Below are 21,950 nucleotides of genomic sequence, written 5' to 3' on the forward strand. Positions count from 1 at the left end.
ACGGTTGATGACCCGTCAACGCGACAGCGCCGGCGGCGCGGCGCCGAGCGCGGAAACGTGTGTTTGCCGCACCGGCGCCTGTGGTATCCTCCGCGCACGACCTCCGAGGCACTGCGCATGACCCTCTTCGACCGGCCCGTCGGGCCCGAGACCTACGCGATGATCCGCTATGGCTATGGCTGGCCCGCCCGCGGCGCACCGGTGACGGCGCAGGGCATGCTGGGCCGCCTGCTGGCGCCCGATACGGCGCAGGCCCGGTTTCCCAAGGTGCCCTTCGCCGAGGCGGTGACGCTCGGCCGCGACTACATCTCGGCCTCGCGCGAGATGAAGCGCGGGGTGGAGGGCGCCGACCGGCGCCGCAAGCTGGCATGGCGCGCGATCCGGCACGCGCAGCTTCGCGGCCTCGCCGCCGATCTCGCCCGCATGGCCGAGACGGACGATCCCCTCCGCGAGCGGCTGGTGCAGTTCTGGAACAACCATTTCGCCACCCGGACCACCGGCCGCGCGGCGCGCGCCACCGGCCCGGCCTATGCCGACGACGCGATTCGCCCGCATCTCACCGGCTCGTTCGCCGATCTGCTGAAATCGGCGGTGACGCATCCGGTCATGCTGGCCTTCCTCGATCAGCCCTCCTCGGTCGGCCCCAATTCGCCCTACGGCCAGCGGCGCGGCCGCGGGCTGAACGAGAACCTCGCGCGCGAGGTGATCGAGCTGCACACGCTGGGCGTGGGCGCGGGCTATTCCCAGGCCGATGTGCGCCAGTTCGCCGAGCTGCTCACCGGCCTCACCTTCAACCTGCGGCGCGATGCCGAGGGCGTCTTCGACCCGCGCCGCGCCGAACCCGGGGCCGAGACGGTGCTGGGCACCTCCTATGGCGGCGACGGCACAGCGAGCCAGGCGGACATCCACGCGGCGCTCGACGATCTCGCGGCGCATCCGGCCACGGCGGCGCATCTGTCGCGCAAGCTGGTGGCGCATTTCACCGCCGACACCCCCGACCCGGCGCTGGTCGCCGCGGTCGAGGCCGCCTGGCGCGACACCGGCGGCGACCTGTTGGCGGTCTATACCGCGCTGCTGACTCATCCGGCGGCGTGGGACGGCTTCGGCGCCAAGGTCAAGCAGCCCCTCGAATTCATGGGATCGGCGCTGCGCGCGCTGGAGGTCCGGGGCGAGACGCTGCAGGAGATGAAGCCGGGCCTTGTCCTGCGCGCCTTCCTGCGCCCGCTGGCGGATATGGGCCAGGCCTATCACGGCCCGCCGGGGCCCGACGGGGTTCCCGACGAGGCGGCGGCCTGGGTGCAGCCCTTCGGCCTGGCGCAGCGCATCACCTGGGCGGCGGCCGCGGTGGACCGGGCGGCGACCAAGGGGCTGGACCCGGTGGCGTTCGCCCGCGCCGCGCTGGGCGACGCGGCGAGCGAGCGGCTTCTCTGGGCCGCGGCCCGGGCGGAAACGCGCGACCAGGGGCTGGCGCTGGTGCTGGCCTCGGCAGAGTTCAACCGGCGATGAAGGGGACCGGCATGGCGACAGGGATTTCCCGGCGGGGGCTTCTGAAGGGCGGGCTGGGCGCGGCCTGTTCGCTCGCGGCGCACCCGCTGACGTCGACGATGACCATGGCGGCCGCGCCGTGGGACGCGCGGCTGGTGGTTATCGTGCTGCGCGGCGCGATGGACGGGCTGGGCCTTTTGCCGCCCCTGGGCGAGCCGGACTTCGCGCGCTACCGGCCCGCGCTGGGCGCGCGGGCGGCGGAGACGGCGATCCCGCTCGACGGGATGTTCGGGCTGCACCGGGCGATGGCGCCGCTTATGCCGCTGTGGCGGGCGGGCGAGCTGGGCTTTGCGCAGGCGGTCTCGACCCCCTATCGCGACAAGCGCAGCCATTTCGACGGGCAGGATCTGCTGGAGGCCGGCACCGGCATGGACGTGGCCCTCGCGGCGCAGCGCGACGGCTGGCTGAACCGGCTGTTGCAGGCGGTGCCGGGGACCGAGGCGCAGACCGCCTTTGCCGTCGGCCGGCAGGAGATGCGGATCCTGCGCGGCGACGCGCCGGTCTATCAGTGGGAGCCCGAGACCGACATCGAGGTGACGGCGCAGCAGCAGCTTCTGCTGGAGCATGTCTACGCGGCCGACCCGCTGTTCTCGGCGGCGGCGGGCGAAGCGCTGGAGCTCGCCGCGCGCATCGACCGGCAGGACCTGCCGCCGCTGTCCACGGGCGCCCGGCGCGAGCCGCTGGGCGCCTTCGCGGCGGACCGGCTGCTCGAGGACACCCGGATCGTGTCCTATTCGCTGACCGGCTGGGACACGCATCGCCGGCAGAAGGGCGCGCTGGCCCGCGCGCTGGACGATCTGCAGCGCTCGATCCTGTCGCTGCGCGAGGGGCTGGGGCCGGTCTGGTCGAAGACGGCGGTGCTGGCGATGACCGAGTTCGGGCGCACGGTGGCCGAGAACGGCTCGGCCGGGACCGATCACGGCACCGGCGGCGCGATGGTGATGGCCGGCGGCGCGCTGCGCGGCGGGCGCATCTACGGCGACTGGCCGGGGCTGGCAGAGGCCGATCTCTACGACCGGCGCGACCTGATGCCGACGGGCGACGTGCGCGCCTATGCGGCCTGGGCGATGCGCGGGCTCTACGGCCTGGACCGCGCGACGCTGGAGGGCGCAATCTTTCCCACGCTCGACATGGGGGCGGATCCGGGGATGGTGGCCTGAGGCGTCAGCCGACCGGCGATTGCGCCGCCTCGATCACCGCGCTGGCGCCGGGCGCGTCGTCGGACAGGCGGGTGACGGCGGTGGCGGCGACGGCCGTGGTCAGGCTGAACAGGCCGACGGCGAAGACGGTCATGTCGATGCCGCGCTGAAGCCTGTCGCGCATCCGCGCCTCGGTCGGTATCGCTGTCTGCGTCGATGACTGCCTCGCTGTCGGCATCGCGCGCCACTCTCCTCTGGTATTCCTCGCCTGTTGCGGCAAGGTGGCGGCGGATTGCGGCGGCAATGGGAGCCAGGCGGTGACATTTTCCGGTGAAAAAGGTGAGGATTTGTCGACCTGGACGCCGCCCCGGCGCCCGGATGCGGCGGTGCTGGAGGGCCGCTACGCGCGGCTGGAGCGGCTGCGCCCGGACCACGCGCCGGCGCTGTTCGCCGCCAACGCCGAGAGCGACGCGATCTGGGACTGGCTGCCCTACGGCCCGTTCGGCGACCTGGCGGCCTATCGCGACTGGATGACGGCGGCGGCGCTCGGCGCGGACCCGCGCTTTTATGCCATCCGCGACCGGCAGGCGGATGCCTGGGGCGGCGTGGCGAGCTACCTGCGGATCGCGCCGGAGGCGGGGACGATCGAGGTGGGGCACATCAACTTTGCGCCGCGGCTGCAGAAGACCCGCGCCGCGACCGAGGCGATGCTGCTGATGATGCGCTGGGCCTTCGAGGCGGGTTATCGGCGCTACGAGTGGAAATGCAACGCGCGGAACCTGGGCTCCCGGCGGGCGGCGCAGCGGCTGGGCTTCAGCTTCGAAGGCGTCTTCCGGCAGGCGGCGGTGGTGAAGGGCCGCAACCGCGACACGGCCTGGTTCGCCTGCATCGACAAGGAATGGCCGGCGCTTCGGGCGGCCTTCGACGCCTGGCTCGACCCGGCGAACTTCGATGCGCAAGGCCGGCAGCGACAGAGCCTGTCGGCGCTCACCGCCCCGATCCGCGTCGCCTCGGACCCGGCGTTGGGTTAGCCGCGTCGCCTCTGACATGGCGCTGGTTTGACCGCGCCGCCGCGGACCCGGCGCTGGATTGATAGGGGCGCTTCTGACCCGCCATTGGGCTGACCGCGTCGCCGCGGACCCGGCGCCGGTTTGACAGGGCCGCCAGGGCGCCTCGGCGCCGCGACCTGACGCCGGGCCGAGAGCACTGCTGCCCTCGCCCCTCGGCGCCGCGCCACTCCGCCGGTGGCGAGGAGACCACACGAGACGCGCCTCCTGACCCAACGCAGCCCAGCCCGTCCGACAGGGCGCCCCAAACGCCCCCTCAGATCGCCGCGCGCTTGTCCAGCCGGTCCTGCAACAGCCCCGCGACCCGGGCGAGGTCGGTGCCGAACGACCGGCCCAGCGCGCGCTGCCGGGCCAGCCGCTCCGCCGCCTGCTCCAGCGCGTCGTCATGCGCCGATCGCGCCACGCCGGCCAGAAAGTGCGCCGCGTAGTCCAACGTGCGGTCGTCGTCGGAGCCGCTCAGGATCTCGGCCACATGGGCCAGATCGTCGTGAAAGGCGATCGGGTCGGGCACCACGATCTCGGAGGGCACCGCGCGCAGGCCGGCCGGCTGCTGCTCGGGCGGCAGGATGTCCAGCACCGAGGCCTGGAACACCGCCAGGCTCTCGATCGGTTTGCACAGCACGCCGTCCGCGCCGGCATCGTGCGCGGCGGGAAACAACCGGTCGTCGCCGGAGGTCGCCAGAATCACCGGGATGCGGGGCGACGCGCCGGCCAGGTTGCGGATCAGGTCGAGCCCCGAGCCGTCCGGCAGCCCCAGATCCACGATCACCACGCTGGGCCGGTAGACCGACAGGTGCCGGCGCGCCGCCTGAAGCGAATCCGCGCGCCGGATGCGCGCCCCGCTTTTCAGGCACAGAAGGCGCACCGCCTCGGAGGCGAAGCGGCTGTCCTCGATCACGAGCACGGTCAGGCCGGCAAGCGGCCGCTCCGGGCTGGCGCCGGAATGGTGGGCGGGGCGGTCGAGCATCGAAGGCATGGTCGATCTCCTGTCAGCGATCGCCTTCGACCCTAGCGGCAAGAGGATGAATCCCCGGTTAACGCGCCCGGAATTCGACGCAGCCATTTCGCACACGGCCGCGCACGGTCGCGCGATGCGACGATGCGGCGCTGGCAATTCGCCCCGCGCTTTGGCAGGAGGAAGCCGCCCGAGCCAAGGAGGATCCCATGATCGGCCGCCTCAACCATGTCGCCATCGCCGTGCCCGACCTCGACGCCGCGGCGGCGCAGTACCGCGACACCCTGGGCGCCACGGTCGGCGCGCCGCAGGACGAGCCCGACCACGGCGTGACCGTGGTGTTCATCGAGCTGCCGAACACCAAGATCGAGCTGCTCCACCCGCTGGGCGACGCCTCGCCGATCCACGGCTTTCTGGAAAAGAACCCCGCCGGCGGCATCCACCACATGTGCTACGAGGTCGCCGACATCCTCGCCGCGCGCGACCGGCTGACATCGGCGGGCGCCCGCGTCCTCGGCGACGGCGAACCCAAGATCGGCGCCCACGGCAAGCCGGTGCTGTTTTTGCACCCGAAAGACTTCAACGGCGCGCTGATCGAGCTGGAGCAGGTCTGATGGGCATCACCTCCGCGCTCGTCCTCTTTGCCGTGATCTGGTTCATGACGCTCTTCGTGGTCCTGCCGCTGCGGCTGACCACGCAGGGCGACAACGACGACGTGCTGCCCGGCACGATGCCCGGCTCGCCCGAGGTGCATCACCTGAAGAGGAAATTCGTGATCGTGACCGCGATCGCCGTGGTCCTCTGGGCGATCATCGCCGGCATCATCTTTTCCGGCATCGTCAGCGTCTGCGACCTCGACTGGTTCAACCGGACCGATTGCGCGACAGGCGATGGAACATATGGGTGAAGGTCGCCGCGCCCAGGATCGGGATAATCAGGTTCAGAAGCGGCACCGATAGCGGCACCGCCATCAACATCCCGGCGATCCAGATCGGCAGAACGTTCGCGCGATAGATCTCGCGCGCGCCCTGCCGCCCGACCCGGCGCATGGCGGCGATCTGGAAGTATTCCCGGCCCAGCAGGAACCCGTTCACCGCGTAGAAGATGAACGGCGCGAAGGGGGCGAAGACGATGGCCAGGACAAAGGCCACCACGTTGACGCCCACCAGCAGGCAGAAGAAGGACAAGGTATCGGCCAGCACGTCGCGCCACGGGATGCGGGGGACGGGGGGCAGCTCGGGGTAATGCTTCGCCTCCACCGCCGCGGCCACGTCCTCCAGGAACAGCCCCGTGAACAGCGAGGCGACCGGCATCATCAGGACGACGCTGAGCACCAGCATCAGCGCGATCGAGGCGAAGGACAGAAGGTCGTCGACCCAGGCGACCTCGCCGAAATAGGGCAGCAGCACGGTGTCCGGCGCCACCCAGTTCACCAGCCCCAGGAACGCGGCATAGACGCCGAACAGCAGCGCCACGCTCAGCCCCAGCCCCAGCCACAGCACGCGGCGGAAGCGCGGATCGCCGGTCTGCCCCAGCGCCTTCAGGAAATCGCCGAGGATCATGCGTCGAGCCAGGTGGTGATCGCGTCGATATCCGGCCGCGGCCGCTCGGGCGGGGCGACGGTCTCGGTGCCGATATGGATGAACCCGGCCACGTGCTCGTCGCGGCCCAGATCCAGCGCCTCGGTCACGAAGTCCCGGTCGTGGCACGGCCAGCCGGTCAGCCAGTTGGCCCCCCAGCCGGCGGCCAGCGCCGCGTTCAGGAGCGCCAGGCAGACGGCGCCGGCGGAATAGACCTGCTCGATCTGCGGCACCTTGTCGGAGGCGACGGGGGCCGAGATCACCGCCACGGCCAGGTCGGCATCGGCGAACTGCGCGCGCGACTTCGTCACCTTCTCCTCGTCCAGGCCCAGCCGGGCGCCGTGGTCGGGCACCATCGCCGCCAGCCGCGCCAGCGCGTGCTTTTCCAGCACGATGAACCGCCAGGGCTCCAGCTTGCCGTGGTCGGGGCTGCGCGCGGCGGCGGTGAGCAGGGGGCGCAGCGCGTCGCGGCCCGGCACCGGGGTCGTCAGCGTCTTGGCGGGGCGCGAGCGCCGGGTCAGCAGAAAGTCGAGCGCGTCGGGATTCGGGGCGGGCATGGCGTCTCCGTGGTCGTGCCGCTCACATGTCGGCGCTTTGGCGGCCGGATGCAAGGCGGCACCGGCGCAGACCGGCGCAGCGCCCTCCCGTGTCCCGGGCGCGGCCGGTCGTTCCGCGATGCACGAGACGCTGCGTGAAGGGTTAAGTCATTGTTAATAAATTCAAAATGTTTCGCGCGCGAAACATTTGACCCGACGCTCCGCCCCGACGCCCTCTGGCCTCACGGAAACCGGCCTCACGGAAAGAAGAACGCCTCCAGCTCGCCCAGATAGCCCGATAGGAACGCCTCCATCTGCGCGTTCGGCTGACGGATCTCCAGCGTCGGCGCCAGCGGATCGGGCGCCCCGGTCGCGCTGCCCTTCAATTCCTGGATCACGGCATGGCCGCAGAACGGCACATGCGCCTCGGAATAGCCGCCCTCGTGCACCATCACGACCCGCCCGCCGCACAGCTCCTCCGCGGCGGTCATCACCGCGCGCGTCATCAGCCGGAAGGTCTCGGCCGTGGCCATCATCCGCCCCAGCGGATCGAAGGCCGAGGCGTCGTAGCCGCAGGCCACCACGATCGCCTCCGGCGCGAAGGCGCGCAGCTTCGGCAGGATCAGCCGCTCCATCGCCTCCATGTAGGTCGCGTGCCCCGCCCCCGGCGGCAGCGGCAGGTTCATGTTGCAGCCCGCCGCAGCGCCCTCGCCGGTGACCTCCGGCTCGCCGGTATCCAGCGGGTAGTTGTGCTCCTGGTGGATCGACACGGTCAGCACGTCCGGATCGTCGAGAAAGATCGCCTCGGTCCCGTTGCCGTGATGCACGTCCCAGTCCACCACCGCCACGCGCTTCGCCAGCCCGGCGGCGCGGGCGGCGCGGATCGCGATGGCGATATTGGCCAGCAGGCAGAACCCGTTCGGCCTGTCGGGCAGACAGTGATGCCCCGGCGGCCGCGACAGCGCATAGGCATTGTCGGCCGCGCCGGTCAGCACCGCCTCCAGCGCTGCCTTCGACAGCCCCGCCGACAGCGCCGCGATCTCGTAGCCGCCGCGCCCGAACGGCGTGCGCAGACCCAATTCGCCGCCGCCGGCGTCCGACAGGTCGCGAAACGTCTTCAGGAAGTCCACCGGATGCACCCGCGTCAGATCCTCCTCCGTCGCCGGAGGCGCGCTGCCCGCCTCCAGCTCCGCCAGCAGCCCCGTCAGGTCCAGAAGGTTCTTCAGCCGCCGCTTGCTCTCGGGGCTCTCCGGCAGGCCGCCCGCGGCCAGCGGCTGCACCAGCCCGCCCACGGGAAAGGTCAGCGCATAGTTCCCGCCCGCGTGCCAGAAACAGCTCTCGTCCCAGAAAAAGGCGGTGCGGCGCATGAAACCCCCGTTGGTCTTTTCGGCTGCCGCACACTAGAACGCCCCCGCACGGGAGCCAAGCGAATGACCGACCTCACCCACCTGGCCCGCGAAGGCACCGAGATCGCCGTCCGCGTGACGCCCAAGGCGTCGCGGAGCGCGATCAAGCGCGACGGCGACACGCTCCGCGTCTACGTGACCGCGGCGCCCGAGGGCGGCAAGGCCAACGCGGCCGTCGCGAAACTTCTGGCCAAGGCCCTGGGCCTGCCGAAATCCCGCCTCTCGCTGATCCGCGGCCAGACCGCACGCGACAAGGTCTTCCGCGTGCTCTAGCTTCTCTTGGCCGAAATACTCCGGGGAGCGCGAGGGGCCGGCCCCTCGCATCCAAAGAAAAAGCGTGCGCCGCAGGCGCCCCGTCAAAAAGCCGCCTACTCCCCGTAAGGCACCCAGATCGTCTTGACCTCGGTCGCGGCGGCCAGGAACGCGCGGCCTTCGCCCTCCGCCCCGGCCCAGTCGCGCGCCCGGCCGTTATTCACCCAGGTCCGCTTCAGGTTGCCGGCCGACTCGCGCTCGATCAGGCCGGACAGGTCCGACGAGGAGAACGACCACACCGCGTCCACGCCCAGATGCCCGGCCAGATGCGGCGCCAGCTCCTCGTGCTTGCCGGTCAGGATATTCGCCACCCCGCCCGGCACGTCCGAGGTCTCCAGCAGCTGGTAGAAATCCGTCGCCGCCAGCGGGTAGGGCTCAGACGCCACGGCGACCAGCCGGTTGCCCATCGCCAGCGCCGGCCCCAGCACCGAGACGAGCCCCAGAAGCGGCGCCTCGTTGGCACAGAACGCCCCGACGATCCCCACCGGCTCGTTCATCGCCAGCGCGATCCCCCGGAGCGGCACACCCTTCGCCGCGCCGTCGTACTTGTCGGCCCAGGCGGCCCAGGTGAACAGCCGCGAGACCGACTGCTCGACCTCCTCCGCCGCCGCCTTCGCCGGCGCGCCGGTCAGGTGCCGCAGCCGGTCGGCGAACTCGCCCGCGCGCGCCGACAGGTTCTCGCCCAGGTAATAGAGGATCTGCGCCCGCAGATGCCCGGTAGTCCGTCCCCAGCCGGCCGCGCCGCGCGCCGCCTCGACGGCGTTGCGCACGTCCTTGCGGTTGGCGCGCGAGACGTGGCCCAGAAGCTCGCCCTTGGCCGACCAGACTGCCTGGGAATAGCCGCCGTCGGGCCGCGCCTGCTTGCCGCCGATATAGAGCTTCGCCGTCCGGTCCAGCCCGTCGACCTTCGGCTCGGCCGGCGCCGCGACCGGCTCCAGCCGCTTCAGCGGCTTCCGCGCGCCCTTCGGCCGGGTATAGGCCAGAAGCCCCTCCCAGCCGCCTTCGCGCCCGAACCCGCTCTCGCGCACGCCGCCGAAGCCCGCGGCCGCGTCGAACATGTTGGTGCCGTTGACCCAGATCACGCCCGCGGCCAGCTTCGGCGCCACGTCGAGCGCAAGGTTCACATTCTCCGACCAGACCGAGGCCGCCAGCCCGTAGCGGCTGTCATTGGCCAGCTCCACCGCCTCGGCCGGCGTGCGGAAGGTGGTGGAGACGAGGACGGGGCCGAAAATCTCCTCCTGCATCAGCGCGTCGGACGGCGCCAGCCCGGTGACCAGCGTGGGCGGATAGTAACAGCCCTGCTCGGGCAGCGGCGTCGCGGCGTGATAGACCTCGCCGGCAGAGCCGTCGAGCAGGCGCACCACGCGGTCGCGCTGCACCGGGTCGACCATCGCGCCCACGTCGATGCACTTGTCCAGCGGATCGCCCACGCGCAGCCCGTCCATCCGGCGCTTCAGCTTCTCGTGGAACCGCTCGGCCACACCCTCCTGCACCAGAAGCCGCGAGCCGGCGCAGCAGACCTGGCCCTGGTTGAACCAGATTGCGTCGACCAGCCCCTCGATCGCGCTGTCGAGATCGGCATCGTCGAACACGACATAGGGCGACTTGCCGCCCAGCTCCAGCGTCAGCGACTGGCCGTTCCCAGCCGTCGCCTCGCGGATGAAGCGGCCCACGGCGGTGGAGCCGGTGAAGGCGATCTTGTCCAGCCCCTCGTGGCGCACGATCATCTCGCCCACATGCCCGTCGCCGGTGACGATGTTGACCACGCCCTTCGGCAGCCCCGCCTCGCGGCAGAGATCGGCGAAGAGAAGCGCGGTCATCGACGTATACTCGGCCGGCTTCAGCACCACGGTGTTGCCCATCGCGAGGGCCGGCGCGATCTTCCAGGCCAGCATCAGAAGCGGGAAGTTCCACGGCACGATCTGGCCGCAGACCCCCAGCGCCTCGCGGTCCGGCAGCTCGGCCTCCATCAGCTGCGCCATCCCGGCGTGATAGTAGAAGTGCCGCGCGACCAGCGGCACGTCGATGTCGCGGCTCTCGCGGATCGGCTTGCCGTTGTCGAGGCTCTCCAGCACCGCCAGCAGGCGGGAATGCTTCTGCACCAGCCGCGCCAGCGCATAGAGGTACTTCGCCCGGGCATGCCCCGGAAGCTTGGCCCACTTCGGCTGTGCCTTGCGCGCGGCGGCGACGGCGGCGTCGACATCCTCCTGCGTCGCCTGGGTCAGGGTGGCCAGCACCTCGCCGGTCGCAGGGTTCTTCGAGGCGAACTGGTCGCCCGGCTCGGTCATCGCCCCGTCGATGAACAGCCCGTAGCGGCTGCCCCCGTCCACCAGCCAGGCCAGCGCCTCGGCCGCGCTTTCGGGGGCGGGGCCGTAGTCCATCGTGTCGAATATCTCGGGGACGTTCATGGCTTCTTCTCGTTTCAAATACGCAATCGCGCGCCGGTCCGGCCGGGCGCGCGCTCAGGCCATCGGGTGACGGTAGCCGGCGGAGTAGCGGCCGGTGACGTGGTGTTCCAGCTGCCGCTCGATATCGCCCAGCAGCGACGAGGCGCCGAAGCGGAAGAGGTCGGGCTGCAGCCAGCGCGGGCCCAGCTCGTCGCGGATCAGCGTCAGGTAGGTCAGCGCGTCCTTCGCCTTCGAGATCCCGCCGGCGGGCTTGTAGCCGATGCGGTAGCCGGTGCGGTCGTGGTAGTCGCGCAGCGCCCGGATCATCACGAGGCTGACGGGCAGGGTGGCGTTGACCGATTCCTTGCCGGTGGAGGTCTTGATGAAATCGGCCCCGCCCATCATGCAGACGAGGCTCGCCCGGGCGACGTTTCGCAGCGTGCCGAGCTCGCCGGTGGCGAGGATCGCCTTGACATGCGCCTCGCCGCAGGCGGCGCGGAACTGGCGCATCTCGTCGTAGAGCGCCTGCCAGTTGCCGGTCAGCACGTGGCGCCGCGAGATCACGATGTCGATCTCGCGGGCGCCGGCGGCGACCGACAGCTCGATCTCGCGCAGCCGGGTTTCCAGCGGCGAGAGGCCCGCCGGGAAGCCGGTGGAGACGGCGGCGACGGGGATGCCGGAGCCCTCCAGCGCCGCGACGGCGGGCGGCACCATCTCGTGATAGACGCAGACCGCGCCGGTGGTGATCGGGCGCATCTTCAGCGCGTCGAGGATATCGGCACGGACCGGCTGGCGGGCCTTGGCGCAGAGCCGGCGGACCCGGCCGGCTGTGTCGTCGCCCGACAGCGTCGTCAGGTCGATCAGGGTGATCGCCTTCAGGAGCCAGGCGGCCTGGTGGTCCTTCTTGACCGAGCGGCGGCCGGGCAGGGTGGCGGCGCGGCGCTCGATGGCGGAGGTGTTGGCGCGGGCCGACAGGACCCAGTCGAGGTCCAGCTCCTGGCCCGGATTGCGGGCCGCGTGGACCTGCGGAAGCTGCGCGGTCCCGCGATCGTCGCCGGCGCCGGCGGCGGTCTCGGGGCGAGTATCGGCGTGGGTCAAGGGGCTCCTCCGATCCCTCCGGGTGAGGGCCGAGCGTGGCACGCGGTCGGAGGGTTGGCAAGCATCGAGCGGCGGGGCCGCTCAGGGCCAGATGGCGAAGACATAGGCGCCGTATCCGGCCAGCAGCACCAGGCCCTCCCAGCGGACGATCCGCAGCCCGGTGGCGGCGAAGATCACCAGGAGCACGCTGACGCCCAGCATCAGCAGGGTGTCGAAGCTCCGGATCGCCTCCGGCACCGGCGAGGGCGCCAGCAGGGCCGTCGTGCCGCCGATGCCGAGGATGTTGTAGATGTTGGAGCCGACGACATTGCCGAAGGCCACGTCGCTCTGCCGCTTGACGGCGGCGACGAGGGAGGTGACGAGTTCCGGCATCGAGGTGCCGATGGCGACGACGGTCAGGCCGATCACCGTCTCCGGGATCGCGAAGGACTGCGCCAGCGTCACGGCGCCGCGCACCAGGAAGGTGCCGCCGAGGATCACCAGGACCAGCCCGCCGAGGGCGAGGAGCAGCGGCAGCGCCAGGCCGCCCGCCGCCCGGCGCCCCGGCGCGGTGGCGGGGTCGGTGGCCTCCAGTGCGGCCGCCTTGTCGAAGGCGGCGCCGTGGTCGCCGGCGCGGCGCTCCTGCCGGATGGCCAGCGCGATATAGACGACGAGCCCGGCGAGGAAGGCCGCGCCGATCGGCCGGCTCATCGGGGTCACCACGGCCAGCCCGGCGAAGACGGCGGCGACCGCCAGCATCACCACCGCGTCGCGCCGCAACGCCGCGGAGGCGACGGCGATGGGAAACAGGAGCGCCGAGGCGCCGACGATCAGAAGGACGTTCGCGATGTTCGATCCGACGATGTTGCCATAGGCGATGCCGGGCGAGCCGGCCAGCGCCGCCTGGACCGAGGCCACGAGTTCCGGCATCGAGGTGCCGAACCCGACCAGCGTCAGCCCGATCACCAGCGGCGAGACGCCGAGCCGTTCGGCGACCTGCACCGCGCCCCGGACCAGAAGATCGCCGCCCGCGATCATCGCCAGAAGTCCGCCGATGAGCGGCAGCCAGATGTCCATCATGCCCCCTCCTTTCGCCGCGCCGTGCCCGCGGCCGGGCACGGCCTGTCCTGCACTGCGAAGATGGAGGGGCCGGGCCGGGCGTCAATGTTGCGGGGGCAAGGGTGCGTGCTTGCACGCACCGCTCCGCGTTTCCACACGCGACGCCTATTTCGACAATTGGTGCGTGCGAGCACGCACCCTACGCCTGGACCTCGATCGGGATGCAGAGCGGACGTTCGACAGCGTGCCGGGGCTGATCGTGGCGAATTGGGTGGAACAGCACGCGGGTGCAACTGTGTTCCCTACGCGAGAGCGCTTCGATAGTCTGTGCCGTCTCTGAGCATGGCATTCAGGATGGTGAGGAGCTTTCGGGAACAGGCGACGATGGCGACCTTTGTGGGCTTTCCGCGATCCTCCAGCGAGGCCCGGTAGGCCTTCACGCGCGGGTCGAACCTGCTGGCGCCGAAGCCGCCGAGATAGAGGGCGCGGCGGGCCTCTTCGCGGCCGCCCCAGATCCGGCGCTTTCCCTTGGAGAGGCCGCTGTCGCTGGCATGCGGCGCGAGGCCCGCAAGCGCCGCGGCCTGCCGGCGCCCGAGCCGGCCGAGCTCGGGCAGGAAGGCCAGCAGCGTCGCGGCGACGAGCGGGCCGACGCCCGGCACCGTCTGCAGCCGCCGGCCGTCGCGGGCCAGTTCGGCGTCGGCGGCGACCTGGGCCTCGATCTCCCGGGTGATCTTCGCCACGCGGCCGCGCAGCACCCGGATCAGGCTGGAGATGTCCTGCCGCACGGCGCCGTCGCGCGCCCGCCGCAGGCGGTTGGCCTCGGCGCGCAACATGGCGCCGAGCGCCTCGCGGCGGGCCACCAGGTCGGCCAGCCGGCTGCGGGCCACCAGGTCGGCCAGCCGGCTGCGGGCGGGATCGCCCGGCGGCGTGATCCGCAGGGGCAGCGCCCGGCCCATTCCGGCCAGCACCCGGGCATCGACCTTGTCGGTCTTGGCCAGCCGCCCGGTGGCGCGGGCGAACTCGCGCGCCTGGCGCGGGTTGACCCTGGCATAGTCCACGCCGGCCCGGGCCAGCGCCTCGGCCAGGGAGCGCTCGCAGCCGCCGGAGGCTTCGAAGACGACGAGATGACCGCGGGCGCGCAGGGCGAACCGGTCGAGCGCGGCCCGGGTGGTGGCGATCCGTTCGGCGTGGTCGTCCGCGGCGAAGAAGGCATCGATCCATTTCCCGGAAACGTCGACGCCGATCACGTTCTGTGGCAAGGTCATTGGGCCTGTCCTTGATCTGCGGGGTCGGCTGGTGGTGCAGTCGCCCCAGGCAACTTTTCAGGTTTGTCGAGGTCGGCAGGCGCGCCCCAAGCTACGATGCGGGCTTCGCGCCCAAGGGTGCGACGGGGGTCGCGCCTGCCGACACCAAAGATCGCACAGATCAAAGAGACAAGGGTACGTGATTTCACGCACCGCTCCTCGGTTTCCGTACCCGACACGAATGCATTTCGACAAATGGTGCGTGCGAGCACGCACCCTACGCCGGGTCGTAGCGGCCGGCGCGGATGTCGCGGTGAATGGTGGAATAGGGCCAGTCGGGCGGATGCGCGACCAGGCCGTGCTTGACCGGGTTGTGCCAGCAATAGCGGATATGCGCCGCGAGGTCGGGGTCGTCGCGGATGTGGTGCTCCCAGAAACGGCGTTGCCAGATGCCGCGTTCCTGGCGCCGCTCGTGGCTCTGGCGCAGGCGGTTTTTCGGGAGGCCGGCGGAGAAGCGGGACTTGATGAGGCGCCAGCGGGTGGGGAAGTCACGGTCGCCGTCGGGGAGGGTCCAGACGCAATGGAGGTGGTCCGGCAGCACGACCCAGGCGTCGATGCGGAACGGACGCTCGGCCCGCGTGGTGCGGACGGCGTCGCGCAGGCGGGCGATTTCGGTCACCAGCAGGTCGGTGCCGCGGTCGGCGAGGGCGACGGAGAAGAAGATCGTGGCGCCGGGGGCGTTCGGGCGGATATAGCGCGACATCGCGCCATTGGGGGCGGAGGTTGGTTTGGGATTGGTTAACGTAGGGGGATGGGTGCGTGCTTGCACGCACCTTTGGCCGTGGCGGCCGGGAGCCGATATCCGGCGACGGGGATGTTCGTAGATCGCGGAATTGCGTGCGAGCACACGCCAAATGGTGCGTGCAAGCACGCTTCCTACAATTGCGGCACCGTCAGGGCCGCGCAGGCCATCGCGTACCGGGTGCAGAACACGCCGTCCCAGCCGGTGCGGTCGTTGTCGCGCAGGGCCGCGGCGTCGGTCCCCAGCGCGGCCCAGCCGGAATGCACGAGCGTTACCCGGGTGCCGTCGGCGACGGCGGTGAAGGTGACCTCGACATGGCTCGCCTGCGCCTCGGGGCGGCCGACATGCCAGGTCATGGCAAAGCGTTCGCCCGGCACGTAGCCGGTCACGCGGCCCCAGGGGACGGTGGTGCCGTCCGGTTTCGTCTCGGTCACCTCGGCGCCTTCCTCGGCCGGGACGGTCACGGTGCGGGCGGGCGTGCCGTCGCGGGCCGAGAGGGAATGGGTGTCGAGCGGCCACCAGTCGGCCATCTCCTCGGTGAACAGCCGGAAGGCGCGGTCGGGGGCGAGGGGGACGGTGATCTCCTTGACGATTGCGTCGGTCGCGTCGGTCATTTCGGGCTCTCCTGTGCGATCTCGCGGGCGCGGGCGGCGAAACTGTCCATGGCATCGCCCCAGAGCCCGTCGAGCCAGGCGCGTAGCTCGCGCAGGCGGTCGGGGGCGAGGCGGTAGAGGCGGCGCGTGCCCTGCGGCTCCACCTCCAGAAGCCCCGCATCCGACAGCACGCGCAGGTGCTGCGACACCGCCGGGCGGCTGATCGGCAGGTCCGCGGCCAGCCGGCCCACCGGCAGCGGCCCGGCGCGGAGCCGGTCGATCAGCGCCCGGCGGGTCGGGTCGGCGAGGGCGGCGAAGGCCGCGTCGGGCTGGGGGATTGGGTCGGTCATGGCTTACGGTAAGCGGCAACTTACATTCCGGTCAAGCCCGTGTTAGCCTCGATTCGCGTCCCGGCTGCCCTTGCAGCCCGGAAATGGCGTCACTAAGACTCTGTTCACACTTCACCGGTAGGGCCGGTGCGACAGCGAGGCAGGCGAGCAATGACGGACCCGATCGACCAGTACAATCACTACATGAACAACCTCGTCCCGATGGTGGTCGAACAGACCAGCCGCGGCGAACGGGCCTATGACATCTTCTCGCGCCTTCTGAAGGAGCGGATCATCTTCGTGAACGGGCCGGTGCATGACGGCATGTCGAGCCTCGTCGTGGCGCAGCTGCTGTTCCTGGAATCGGAGAACCCGAAGAAGGAGATCTCAATGTACATCAACAGCCCCGGGGGCGTGGTCACGTCCGGGCTGTCGATCTACGACACGATGCAATACGTGCGCCCGCCGGTCAGCACGCTGATCGTGGGGCAGGCGGCGTCGATGGGCTCGCTCCTGGCGTGCTCGGGCGCGAAGGGGATGCGGTTCGCGCTGCCCAACGCGCGGATCATGGTGCACCAGCCCTCGGGCGGCTACCAGGGCCAGGCGACGGATATCATGATCCACGCGGAGGAGACCCAGAAGCTGAAGAAGCGGCTGAACGAGATCTATTCGAAACATTCCGGCCAGCCGGTGGAAGCTGTTGAAGCGGCGCTGGAGCGCGACAACTTCATGTCGCCGCAGGAGGCCCTGGAATGGGGCCATCTGGACGAGATCGTGGAGAGCCGGAGCGCCCTTGAAGAGGGGAAATGACCTCAAGGGCGCGTTACCGCCTTAACCACATTTTGGCGTTGTGCCTGCTATGGCTCTGTCCTAGGCTTGGTCAAATGGCGGGCGCATTGCGGGCCGTCGCGGCGGGCCGCGCCGCGAAAGCATCGGGCGCAGAGGTTTAGATATGGCAAACAATTCAGGCAGCGACAGCAAGAACACCCTCTACTGCTCTTTCTGCGGAAAGAGCCAGCACGAGGTGCGCAAACTGATCGCCGGGCCGACGGTGTTCATCTGCGACGAATGCGTCGAGCTGTGCATGGACATCATCCGCGAGGAGACGAAGTCCTCCGGTCTGAAGTCGACCGACGGGGTGCCGACGCCGAAGGAGATCTGCGAGGTTCTGGACGACTACGTGATCGGGCAGATGCACGCCAAGCGTGTGCTCTCGGTGGCGGTTCACAACCATTACAAGCGGCTGAACCACGCCGGGAAATCCGACATCGAACTGGCCAAATCGAACATCCTGCTGATCGGCCCGACGGGCTGCGGCAAGACGCTTCTGGCGCAGACGCTGGCGCGCATCCTCGACGTGCCCTTCACCATGGCGGATGCGACCACGCTGACCGAGGCGGGCTATGTCGGCGAGGATGTCGAGAACATCATACTGAAACTCCTGCAGGCGTCCGAGTACAACGTGGAACGGGCGCAGCGCGGCATCGTCTATATCGACGAGGTCGACAAGATCACTCGGAAGTCGGACAACCCGTCCATAACCCGCGACGTCTCGGGCGAAGGCGTGCAGCAGGCGCTTCTGAAGATCATGGAGGGCACCGTAGCCTCCGTCCCGCCGCAGGGCGGGCGCAAGCATCCGCAGCAGGAATTCCTGCAGGTGGACACGACGAATATACTGTTCATCTGCGGCGGCGCCTTCGCCGGGCTGGAGAAGATCATCAGCCAGCGGGGCCGCGGCTCGGCGATGGGCTTCGGCGCCGACGTGAAGGACGAGGAAAGCCGCTCGATCGGCGAGACCTTCGGCGAGCTGGAGCCGGAAGACCTGCTGAAATTCGGGCTGATCCCGGAATTCGTGGGCCGTCTGCCGGTGATCGCGACGCTGGAGGATCTGGACGAGGAGGCGCTGGTCATCATCCTGACGCAGCCGAAGAACGCGCTGGTCAAGCAGTACCAGCGGCTGTTCGAGCTGGAGGACGTGACGCTGACCTTCACCGACGACGCGCTGACCGCCGTCGCCAAGAAGGCGATCGAGCGCAAGACCGGCGCCCGCGGCCTGCGGTCGATCCTGGAGGACATCCTGCTGAACACGATGTTCGACCTGCCGGGCATGGAAGCGGTCGAGGAAGTGGTCGTGAACGAGGAGGCCGTGACCTCGGAAAGTTCGCCGCTGATGATCTATGCCGATCACAAGAAGGAAGAGGCGAGCGCGGGCTGAGCCCGGCGCCGCCGTCGTATCGAAAGGCCCGCCCCCCGGAGGCGGGCCTTTTTCGCTTTCGGGAGGAGCCGCATGGCGCGCCATCACATCACCACCGGCTCGCCCTTCGAGCGCGACATCGGCTATGCGCGGGCGGTGGTCTGCGACGGCTGGGTCTTTGTCGCGGGGACCACGGGCTACGACTATGCCACGATGGAGATGCCGGAGGCGGTGACGGATCAGTGCCGCAACGCGCTGGCCACGATCGGGCGGGCGCTGGCCGAGGCGGGCGCGACGCTGGAGGACGTGGTGCGGGTGCGCTACATCCTGCCCGACCCGGCGGACTGGCCTCCCTGCTGGCCGGTGACCGCCGAGGCGTTCCGCGTGGCGCGGCCGGCGGCGACGATGCTGTCCGCCGGGCTGCAGGCGCCGGAGATGAAGATCGAGATCGAGGCGACCGCCCGGCTGCCCGGCTGAGGGGCCGCCATAAGGTGCGCCTGCGGCGCAAGCTGTCTGGCACTGCGTGCGGTTTGGCGCCCCTGGCCGGCGGTGCTCTGCAGGTTCAAAAGGGCCGCCCCGCGGAATGGCCATTTCTGCGCGGGGACCGATCGGTTACGCTGCGGCGCGGACTGGCGGGGAGACGCGGCGTGACACCCATCGAATTCTGGTACTCGATCGGCAGCACCTACAGCTATCTGACGGTGATGCGGCTGGGCGCGGTGGCGCGCGCGGAAGGGCTGGACGTGACCTGGCGGCCGTTCAACGTGCGCGCGATCATGGTCGCCCAGAACAACATTCCCTTCCGGGACAAGCCGGTGAAGGCCGCCTACATGTGGCGGGACATCGAGCGGCGGGCCGCGAAATACGGGCTGCCGGTGCAGGTGCCCGCGCCCTATCCGCTGGCCGGGCTGGAGATCGCCAACCGCGTGGCGCTGGTCGGGATGGAGGAGGGCTGGGGCGTGTCCTATACCGTCGAGACCTACCGCCGCTGGTTCCAGCACGGCCAGCCCGCGGGATCGGAGCCGAACCTGTCGGAAAGCGTCGCCGCCGCCGGGCAGGACCCCGAGCGGGTGCTCGAGGCGGCGATGGCCGACCGCACCGGCGCGGCGCTGGCGAAGGAGACCGCGACGGGCGAGGGGCTGGGCGTGTTCGGCTCGCCGACATTCGTGGTCGGGGGCGAGGTGTTCTGGGGCGACGACCGGCTGGACGACGCGATTGCCTGGGCGCGGGCGGGGCGGCTGGACGCCTGAGCCGCGACGGCGGGCGGCTGACGGTCCGGCCCTTGGCGGGCGGCCGCCGGGCCCGCCTTGCCGCTGGACCTCGGCCGCCGCTTGCGGCATACGGGACGCGATGGATTGCGGAGGTGCCGATGGGCATTCTGAAGACGCTGGTCAGGGCCGTGACCTGGTGGAACGGCCAGACGCTGAACACCCAGTTCTGGACCTGGCGCAAGGGCGTCAAGGTCGGCGAGGACGAGGAGGGCAACACCTTCTACCAGACCCGCGACGGCAAGAAGCGCTGGGTGCTCTATAACGGCGAGGCCGAGGCGAGCCGGGTCAGCCCCGACTGGCACGGCTGGCTGCATTACACCTATGACGAGCCGCCGACCGACCGGCCGCTGCCGCACAAGCCGTGGGAGAAGCCGCATCAGGAGAACCTGACGGGCACCATGCTGGCCTATGCGCCGCCCGGGTCGATCCGCCGCCCCGATCCCGCGGAGCGGCGCGACTACGAGGCGTGGCAGCCGGACTGATCATGGCGGAACGCACCACAGAAGTCCTGGTGGGCGGCGTCGTCCTGGCGGTTGCGGCGGGGTTCCTGTTCTATGCCGGCAGCTTCGCCGAGCTCGGCGGCGGCGGGGCCGGCGCGGCGCAGTATTCCGCCTCGTTCCGCTCGGCCGAGGGCGTGTCGGTGGGCACCGACGTGCGCATGGCCGGCGTGAAGGTCGGCAGCGTGACGGCGATGGACCTGGACCCGCAGACCTTCCGCGCCGAGACCACCTTTACGGTCAGCGACGACATCCGCCTGCCGACCGACACCGCCGTGGTGATCGCCTCGGAGGGGCTGCTGGGCGGCACCTATATGGAGATCGTGCCGGGCGGGATGCTGGAGGAATACGCACCGGGCGATGAGATCCTCGACACGCAAAGCGCGGTCAGCCTGATCTCGCTTCTGCTGAAATTCGTGGGCGGCGAGGGCGGCGACAGCGGCGCGACGGGGGCGGAATGATCCGCAGCGCCGTGCTGGGGCTGATGCTGGCGGCCGGGGCCGCGGCGGCGCAGGAGGGCGAAATCCTGATCGTGCCGCCGGAGGAGGACGGCACGCTGATCGAGCCGGAGCGGCTGCCCGACGGCTCGCTGCTGGAGCCCGACCTCGACCTGGACTTCGTGCCCGACATGCAGGAGCCCGAGGAGCCGCAGGTCACCGCGATCACCGCCGGCGGCGCGGTGGTGCGCGGGCTGGACCGGATGTCCGGCGCCGTGGTGGACATGCAGCTCGCCACCGGCGAGACCGCGGGTTTCGGCCGGCTGCAGATCACCCTGGGCGAATGCCGCTATCCCGAGGGCAACCCGTCGGGCGATGCCTGGGCCTATCTGGTGATCCGGTCGGAGCGCGAGGAGGTGCCGCTCTTCGAGGGCTGGATGATCGCCTCTTCCCCGGCGCTGAACGCGATGGATCACGCGCGCTACGACGTCTGGCTTCTGCGCTGCAGGATATCCGAGACGGCGGGCGGCGACGGGTAGGCGCCGAAATCGGCCTGGCCGGTCAGCGCGGCCTGCAGTTTGGCGTGATAGGCGTCGCGCGGGATCTCCACCGCGCCCAGGCTGGCCAGATGCGGCGTCAGGAACTGGGTGTCGAACAGGGTGAAGCCGCAGCGGTCGAGATGCGCCGTCAGAAAGGCCAGCGCGCGTTTCGAGGCGTTCGGGCGGCGCGAGAACATGCTCTCGCCGAAAAAGGCGGTGCCCAGCGTCACGCCATAGACGCCGCCGGTCAGCAGCCCATCCTGCCAGATCTCGATGGAATGCGCGTGGCCCATCCGGTGCAGCGCCATGTAGAGCGCGAAGATCGTGGCGTTGATCCAGGTCTCGTCCCGGTCGGCGCAGCCGCGCACGACGCCTTCGAAATCCCGGTCCAGCGTGACGTCGTAGTCGTCGCGCCGCAGCGACCGGGCGAGCGAGCGCGAGATGTGGAAGCCGTCCAGCGGAAACACCCCCCGGCGGCGCGGATCGACCCAGAAGATCTCGTCGGACTCCGCTCCCTCGGCCATCGGGAAGATGCCGGCGGCATAGGCGCGCAGCAGCGTCTGCGGCGTGAGGGTCGGGTCGCGTGGGTGCATCGGATCGGCCGTAGCGCCAGTCTAGAGCATGTCGCAGGCAAGTTGGAACCGGTTTTGTGCGTCCCGGACATGCGAAATCAATAAGTTAACGCGCGGTGCGCAATGGCGAACGGATGCGACACGCCCTGATTGACCGCGCCGCAAAGCGAAAACCGGCTCGATCTGCACGCCCCCCTGTTGCTTCTTCTCGTTGCAAATACGCTCAGGGGGGTCTGGGGGGATGAAATCCCCCCAGCGGATCGGAGCGCGCCAGCGGTCCGAAACCACGCCGCCGACCTCCCGCCAGGGGTTGTTTTTCAACACCTTTCCCGGAAAGATCCACTTTGGCCTCCGACCCGTGACACATTTCCGCCTTATTTCGGCGGGATACAGGCGCCGGACGCCAAGC

At 70.3% G+C, this 21,950-nt stretch carries 26 protein-coding genes; 13 read left to right on the forward strand and 13 right to left on the reverse strand.

Annotated features, from left to right (window positions below):
• The first annotated feature begins 117 nt into the window (after window positions 1-117).
• Both P1J78_RS00370 and P1J78_RS00375 read left to right on the forward strand, forming a co-directional pair.
• Window positions 118-1,506, forward strand: coding sequence for a DUF1800 domain-containing protein (locus P1J78_RS00370; protein WP_275565320.1), 1,389 nt, complete (start codon window positions 118-120; stop codon window positions 1,504-1,506).
• A gap of 11 nt (window positions 1,507-1,517) precedes the next feature.
• Complete coding sequence (locus tag P1J78_RS00375; RefSeq protein ID WP_275565321.1) at window positions 1,518-2,705, forward strand: DUF1501 domain-containing protein; 1,188 nt, start codon at window positions 1,518-1,520, stop codon at window positions 2,703-2,705.
• A gap of 4 nt (window positions 2,706-2,709) precedes the next feature.
• Here the strand turns inward: P1J78_RS00375 and P1J78_RS00380 are convergent, their stop codons facing one another.
• On the reverse strand, window positions 2,710-2,868 hold the full coding sequence (locus P1J78_RS00380; RefSeq protein ID WP_275565322.1) for a hypothetical protein: 159 nt from the start codon (window positions 2,866-2,868) through the stop codon (window positions 2,710-2,712).
• Between the two features lie 133 nt (window positions 2,869-3,001).
• On the opposite strand from P1J78_RS00380, the gene P1J78_RS00385 reads away from it, so the two are divergent.
• Window positions 3,002-3,715 carry a GNAT family N-acetyltransferase gene (locus P1J78_RS00385; RefSeq protein WP_374213121.1) on the forward strand — a complete coding sequence of 238 codons (714 nt, stop codon included), beginning with the start codon at window positions 3,002-3,004 and terminating at the stop codon, window positions 3,713-3,715.
• Between the two features lie 292 nt (window positions 3,716-4,007).
• Here P1J78_RS00385 and P1J78_RS00390 read toward each other — a convergent pair whose 3' ends face one another.
• Window positions 4,008-4,727, reverse strand: a complete 720-nt coding sequence (locus tag P1J78_RS00390) for a response regulator (RefSeq protein WP_275565323.1) — start codon at window positions 4,725-4,727, stop codon at window positions 4,008-4,010.
• Between the two features lie 188 nt (window positions 4,728-4,915).
• Between P1J78_RS00390 and mce the strand changes: the two genes are divergently transcribed.
• Window positions 4,916-5,320 (forward strand): methylmalonyl-CoA epimerase, encoded by a 405-nt coding sequence (gene mce / locus P1J78_RS00395; RefSeq protein ID WP_275565324.1) that lies wholly within the window; start codon window positions 4,916-4,918, stop codon window positions 5,318-5,320.
• Complete coding sequence (locus P1J78_RS00400) at window positions 5,320-5,613, forward strand: DUF1467 family protein (RefSeq protein WP_275565325.1); 294 nt, start codon at window positions 5,320-5,322, stop codon at window positions 5,611-5,613. Before mce ends, P1J78_RS00400 begins: the two co-directional genes overlap by 1 nt.
• Here the strand turns inward: P1J78_RS00400 and P1J78_RS00405 are convergent.
• From P1J78_RS00405 to P1J78_RS00415, 3 genes are all read right to left on the reverse strand, one after another.
• A complete protein-coding gene (locus P1J78_RS00405; RefSeq protein WP_275565326.1) occupies window positions 5,570-6,268 on the reverse strand; it encodes an EI24 domain-containing protein in 699 nt (232 codons plus the stop codon). The genes P1J78_RS00400 and P1J78_RS00405 overlap by 44 nt on opposite strands.
• Complete coding sequence (locus tag P1J78_RS00410; protein ID WP_275565327.1) at window positions 6,265-6,843, reverse strand: nitroreductase family protein; 579 nt, start codon at window positions 6,841-6,843, stop codon at window positions 6,265-6,267. The genes P1J78_RS00405 and P1J78_RS00410 overlap by 4 nt, the downstream gene beginning before the upstream one ends.
• Window positions 6,844-7,079: 236 nt before the next feature.
• Window positions 7,080-8,189 carry a histone deacetylase-like amidohydrolase gene (locus P1J78_RS00415; protein ID WP_275565328.1) on the reverse strand — a complete coding sequence of 370 codons (1,110 nt, stop codon included), beginning with the start codon at window positions 8,187-8,189 and terminating at the stop codon, window positions 7,080-7,082.
• Between the two features lie 63 nt (window positions 8,190-8,252).
• On the opposite strand from P1J78_RS00415, the gene P1J78_RS00420 reads away from it, so the two are divergent.
• Window positions 8,253-8,501 carry a DUF167 domain-containing protein gene (locus P1J78_RS00420; protein ID WP_275565329.1) on the forward strand — a complete coding sequence of 83 codons (249 nt, stop codon included), beginning with the start codon at window positions 8,253-8,255 and terminating at the stop codon, window positions 8,499-8,501.
• A gap of 95 nt (window positions 8,502-8,596) precedes the next feature.
• On the opposite strand, the gene P1J78_RS00425 is transcribed toward P1J78_RS00420, so the two are convergent.
• From P1J78_RS00425 to P1J78_RS00455, 7 genes are all read right to left on the reverse strand, one after another.
• The gene (locus tag P1J78_RS00425; RefSeq protein WP_275565330.1) at window positions 8,597-10,948 is read right to left on the reverse strand and encodes an aldehyde dehydrogenase family protein; all 2,352 of its coding nucleotides are present in this window, start codon (window positions 10,946-10,948) and stop codon (window positions 8,597-8,599) included.
• A gap of 54 nt (window positions 10,949-11,002) precedes the next feature.
• Entirely contained in the window at window positions 11,003-12,025 is a 1,023-nt protein-coding gene (deoC, locus tag P1J78_RS00430; RefSeq protein ID WP_275565331.1) for a deoxyribose-phosphate aldolase, read from the reverse strand.
• Window positions 12,026-12,106: 81 nt separating this feature from the next.
• Window positions 12,107-13,084: a calcium/sodium antiporter gene (locus P1J78_RS00435; RefSeq protein WP_275565332.1), complete on the reverse strand. Its 978-nt coding sequence runs from the start codon at window positions 13,082-13,084 to the stop codon at window positions 12,107-12,109.
• 281 nt (window positions 13,085-13,365) lie between these two features.
• A complete protein-coding gene (locus tag P1J78_RS00440) occupies window positions 13,366-14,322 on the reverse strand; it encodes an IS110 family RNA-guided transposase (protein ID WP_275565431.1) in 957 nt (318 codons plus the stop codon).
• A gap of 262 nt (window positions 14,323-14,584) precedes the next feature.
• Window positions 14,585-15,070, reverse strand: a complete 486-nt coding sequence (locus tag P1J78_RS00445) for an REP-associated tyrosine transposase (protein WP_275565333.1) — start codon at window positions 15,068-15,070, stop codon at window positions 14,585-14,587.
• A gap of 173 nt (window positions 15,071-15,243) precedes the next feature.
• A complete protein-coding gene (locus P1J78_RS00450; RefSeq protein ID WP_275565334.1) occupies window positions 15,244-15,723 on the reverse strand; it encodes an SRPBCC domain-containing protein in 480 nt (159 codons plus the stop codon).
• Window positions 15,720-16,052 (reverse strand): ArsR/SmtB family transcription factor, encoded by a 333-nt coding sequence (locus tag P1J78_RS00455; protein WP_275565335.1) that lies wholly within the window; start codon window positions 16,050-16,052, stop codon window positions 15,720-15,722. Before P1J78_RS00455 ends, P1J78_RS00450 begins: the two co-directional genes overlap by 4 nt.
• Before the next feature lie 150 nt (window positions 16,053-16,202).
• Between P1J78_RS00455 and P1J78_RS00460 the strand changes: the two genes are divergently transcribed.
• From P1J78_RS00460 to P1J78_RS00490, 7 genes are all read left to right on the forward strand, one after another.
• The gene (locus P1J78_RS00460) at window positions 16,203-16,841 is read left to right on the forward strand and encodes an ATP-dependent Clp protease proteolytic subunit (RefSeq protein WP_275565336.1); all 639 of its coding nucleotides are present in this window, start codon (window positions 16,203-16,205) and stop codon (window positions 16,839-16,841) included.
• A 142-nt stretch (window positions 16,842-16,983) separates the two neighbouring features.
• Window positions 16,984-18,246: an ATP-dependent Clp protease ATP-binding subunit ClpX gene (gene clpX / locus P1J78_RS00465; protein ID WP_275565337.1), complete on the forward strand. Its 1,263-nt coding sequence runs from the start codon at window positions 16,984-16,986 to the stop codon at window positions 18,244-18,246.
• Between the two features lie 72 nt (window positions 18,247-18,318).
• Window positions 18,319-18,702 (forward strand): RidA family protein, encoded by a 384-nt coding sequence (locus tag P1J78_RS00470; RefSeq protein WP_275565338.1) that lies wholly within the window; start codon window positions 18,319-18,321, stop codon window positions 18,700-18,702.
• Window positions 18,703-18,872: 170 nt separating this feature from the next.
• On the forward strand, window positions 18,873-19,475 hold the full coding sequence (locus P1J78_RS00475) for a 2-hydroxychromene-2-carboxylate isomerase (RefSeq protein ID WP_275565339.1): 603 nt from the start codon (window positions 18,873-18,875) through the stop codon (window positions 19,473-19,475).
• A gap of 119 nt (window positions 19,476-19,594) precedes the next feature.
• Window positions 19,595-19,978, forward strand: coding sequence for an NADH:ubiquinone oxidoreductase subunit NDUFA12 (locus P1J78_RS00480; RefSeq protein ID WP_275565340.1), 384 nt, complete (start codon window positions 19,595-19,597; stop codon window positions 19,976-19,978).
• A 2-nt stretch (window positions 19,979-19,980) separates the two neighbouring features.
• The gene (gene mlaD / locus P1J78_RS00485) at window positions 19,981-20,454 is read left to right on the forward strand and encodes an outer membrane lipid asymmetry maintenance protein MlaD (protein ID WP_275565341.1); all 474 of its coding nucleotides are present in this window, start codon (window positions 19,981-19,983) and stop codon (window positions 20,452-20,454) included.
• A complete protein-coding gene (locus tag P1J78_RS00490; protein WP_275565342.1) occupies window positions 20,451-20,969 on the forward strand; it encodes a DUF2155 domain-containing protein in 519 nt (172 codons plus the stop codon). The genes mlaD and P1J78_RS00490 overlap by 4 nt, the downstream gene beginning before the upstream one ends.
• Here P1J78_RS00490 and aat read toward each other — a convergent pair.
• Window positions 20,912-21,562: a leucyl/phenylalanyl-tRNA--protein transferase gene (gene aat / locus P1J78_RS00495; RefSeq protein WP_275565343.1), complete on the reverse strand. Its 651-nt coding sequence runs from the start codon at window positions 21,560-21,562 to the stop codon at window positions 20,912-20,914. The two genes, P1J78_RS00490 and aat, sit on opposite strands and share 58 nt — an antisense overlap.
• Between the last annotated feature and the right edge of the window lie 388 nt (window positions 21,563-21,950).

The sequence above is a fragment of the Psychromarinibacter sediminicola genome, assembly GCF_029168335.1.
Lineage (GTDB): Bacteria > Pseudomonadota > Alphaproteobacteria > Rhodobacterales > Rhodobacteraceae > Psychromarinibacter > Psychromarinibacter sediminicola.

Excerpts from the sequence above, each read along its gene's own strand:
- mce (WP_275565324.1), top strand. The coding sequence starts at position 4,916 with ATGATCGGCCGCCTCAACCATGTCGCCATCGCCGTGCCCGACCTCGAC.
- P1J78_RS00445 (WP_275565333.1), bottom strand. The coding sequence starts at position 15,070 with ATGTCGCGCTATATCCGCCCGAACGCCCCCGGCGCCACGATCTTCTTC.
- P1J78_RS00375 (WP_275565321.1), top strand. The coding sequence starts at position 1,518 with ATGGCGACAGGGATTTCCCGGCGGGGGCTTCTGAAGGGCGGGCTGGGC.
- P1J78_RS00410 (WP_275565327.1), bottom strand. The coding sequence starts at position 6,843 with ATGCCCGCCCCGAATCCCGACGCGCTCGACTTTCTGCTGACCCGGCGC.
- P1J78_RS00400 (WP_275565325.1), top strand. The coding sequence starts at position 5,320 with ATGGGCATCACCTCCGCGCTCGTCCTCTTTGCCGTGATCTGGTTCATG.
- P1J78_RS00470 (WP_275565338.1), top strand. The coding sequence starts at position 18,319 with ATGGCGCGCCATCACATCACCACCGGCTCGCCCTTCGAGCGCGACATC.
- aat (WP_275565343.1), bottom strand. The coding sequence starts at position 21,562 with ATGCACCCACGCGACCCGACCCTCACGCCGCAGACGCTGCTGCGCGCC.
- clpX (WP_275565337.1), top strand. The coding sequence starts at position 16,984 with ATGGCAAACAATTCAGGCAGCGACAGCAAGAACACCCTCTACTGCTCT.
- P1J78_RS00480 (WP_275565340.1), top strand. The coding sequence starts at position 19,595 with ATGGGCATTCTGAAGACGCTGGTCAGGGCCGTGACCTGGTGGAACGGC.
- P1J78_RS00455 (WP_275565335.1), bottom strand. The coding sequence starts at position 16,052 with ATGACCGACCCAATCCCCCAGCCCGACGCGGCCTTCGCCGCCCTCGCC.
- mlaD (WP_275565341.1), top strand. The coding sequence starts at position 19,981 with ATGGCGGAACGCACCACAGAAGTCCTGGTGGGCGGCGTCGTCCTGGCG.
- P1J78_RS00450 (WP_275565334.1), bottom strand. The coding sequence starts at position 15,723 with ATGACCGACGCGACCGACGCAATCGTCAAGGAGATCACCGTCCCCCTC.
- P1J78_RS00370 (WP_275565320.1), top strand. The coding sequence starts at position 118 with ATGACCCTCTTCGACCGGCCCGTCGGGCCCGAGACCTACGCGATGATC.
- P1J78_RS00415 (WP_275565328.1), bottom strand. The coding sequence starts at position 8,189 with ATGCGCCGCACCGCCTTTTTCTGGGACGAGAGCTGTTTCTGGCACGCG.
- P1J78_RS00390 (WP_275565323.1), bottom strand. The coding sequence starts at position 4,727 with ATGCCTTCGATGCTCGACCGCCCCGCCCACCATTCCGGCGCCAGCCCG.
- P1J78_RS00490 (WP_275565342.1), top strand. The coding sequence starts at position 20,451 with ATGATCCGCAGCGCCGTGCTGGGGCTGATGCTGGCGGCCGGGGCCGCG.
- P1J78_RS00435 (WP_275565332.1), bottom strand. The coding sequence starts at position 13,084 with ATGATGGACATCTGGCTGCCGCTCATCGGCGGACTTCTGGCGATGATC.
- P1J78_RS00380 (WP_275565322.1), bottom strand. The coding sequence starts at position 2,868 with ATGCGCGACAGGCTTCAGCGCGGCATCGACATGACCGTCTTCGCCGTC.
- P1J78_RS00460 (WP_275565336.1), top strand. The coding sequence starts at position 16,203 with ATGACGGACCCGATCGACCAGTACAATCACTACATGAACAACCTCGTC.
- P1J78_RS00405 (WP_275565326.1), bottom strand. The coding sequence starts at position 6,268 with ATGATCCTCGGCGATTTCCTGAAGGCGCTGGGGCAGACCGGCGATCCG.
- P1J78_RS00425 (WP_275565330.1), bottom strand. The coding sequence starts at position 10,948 with ATGAACGTCCCCGAGATATTCGACACGATGGACTACGGCCCCGCCCCC.
- P1J78_RS00420 (WP_275565329.1), top strand. The coding sequence starts at position 8,253 with ATGACCGACCTCACCCACCTGGCCCGCGAAGGCACCGAGATCGCCGTC.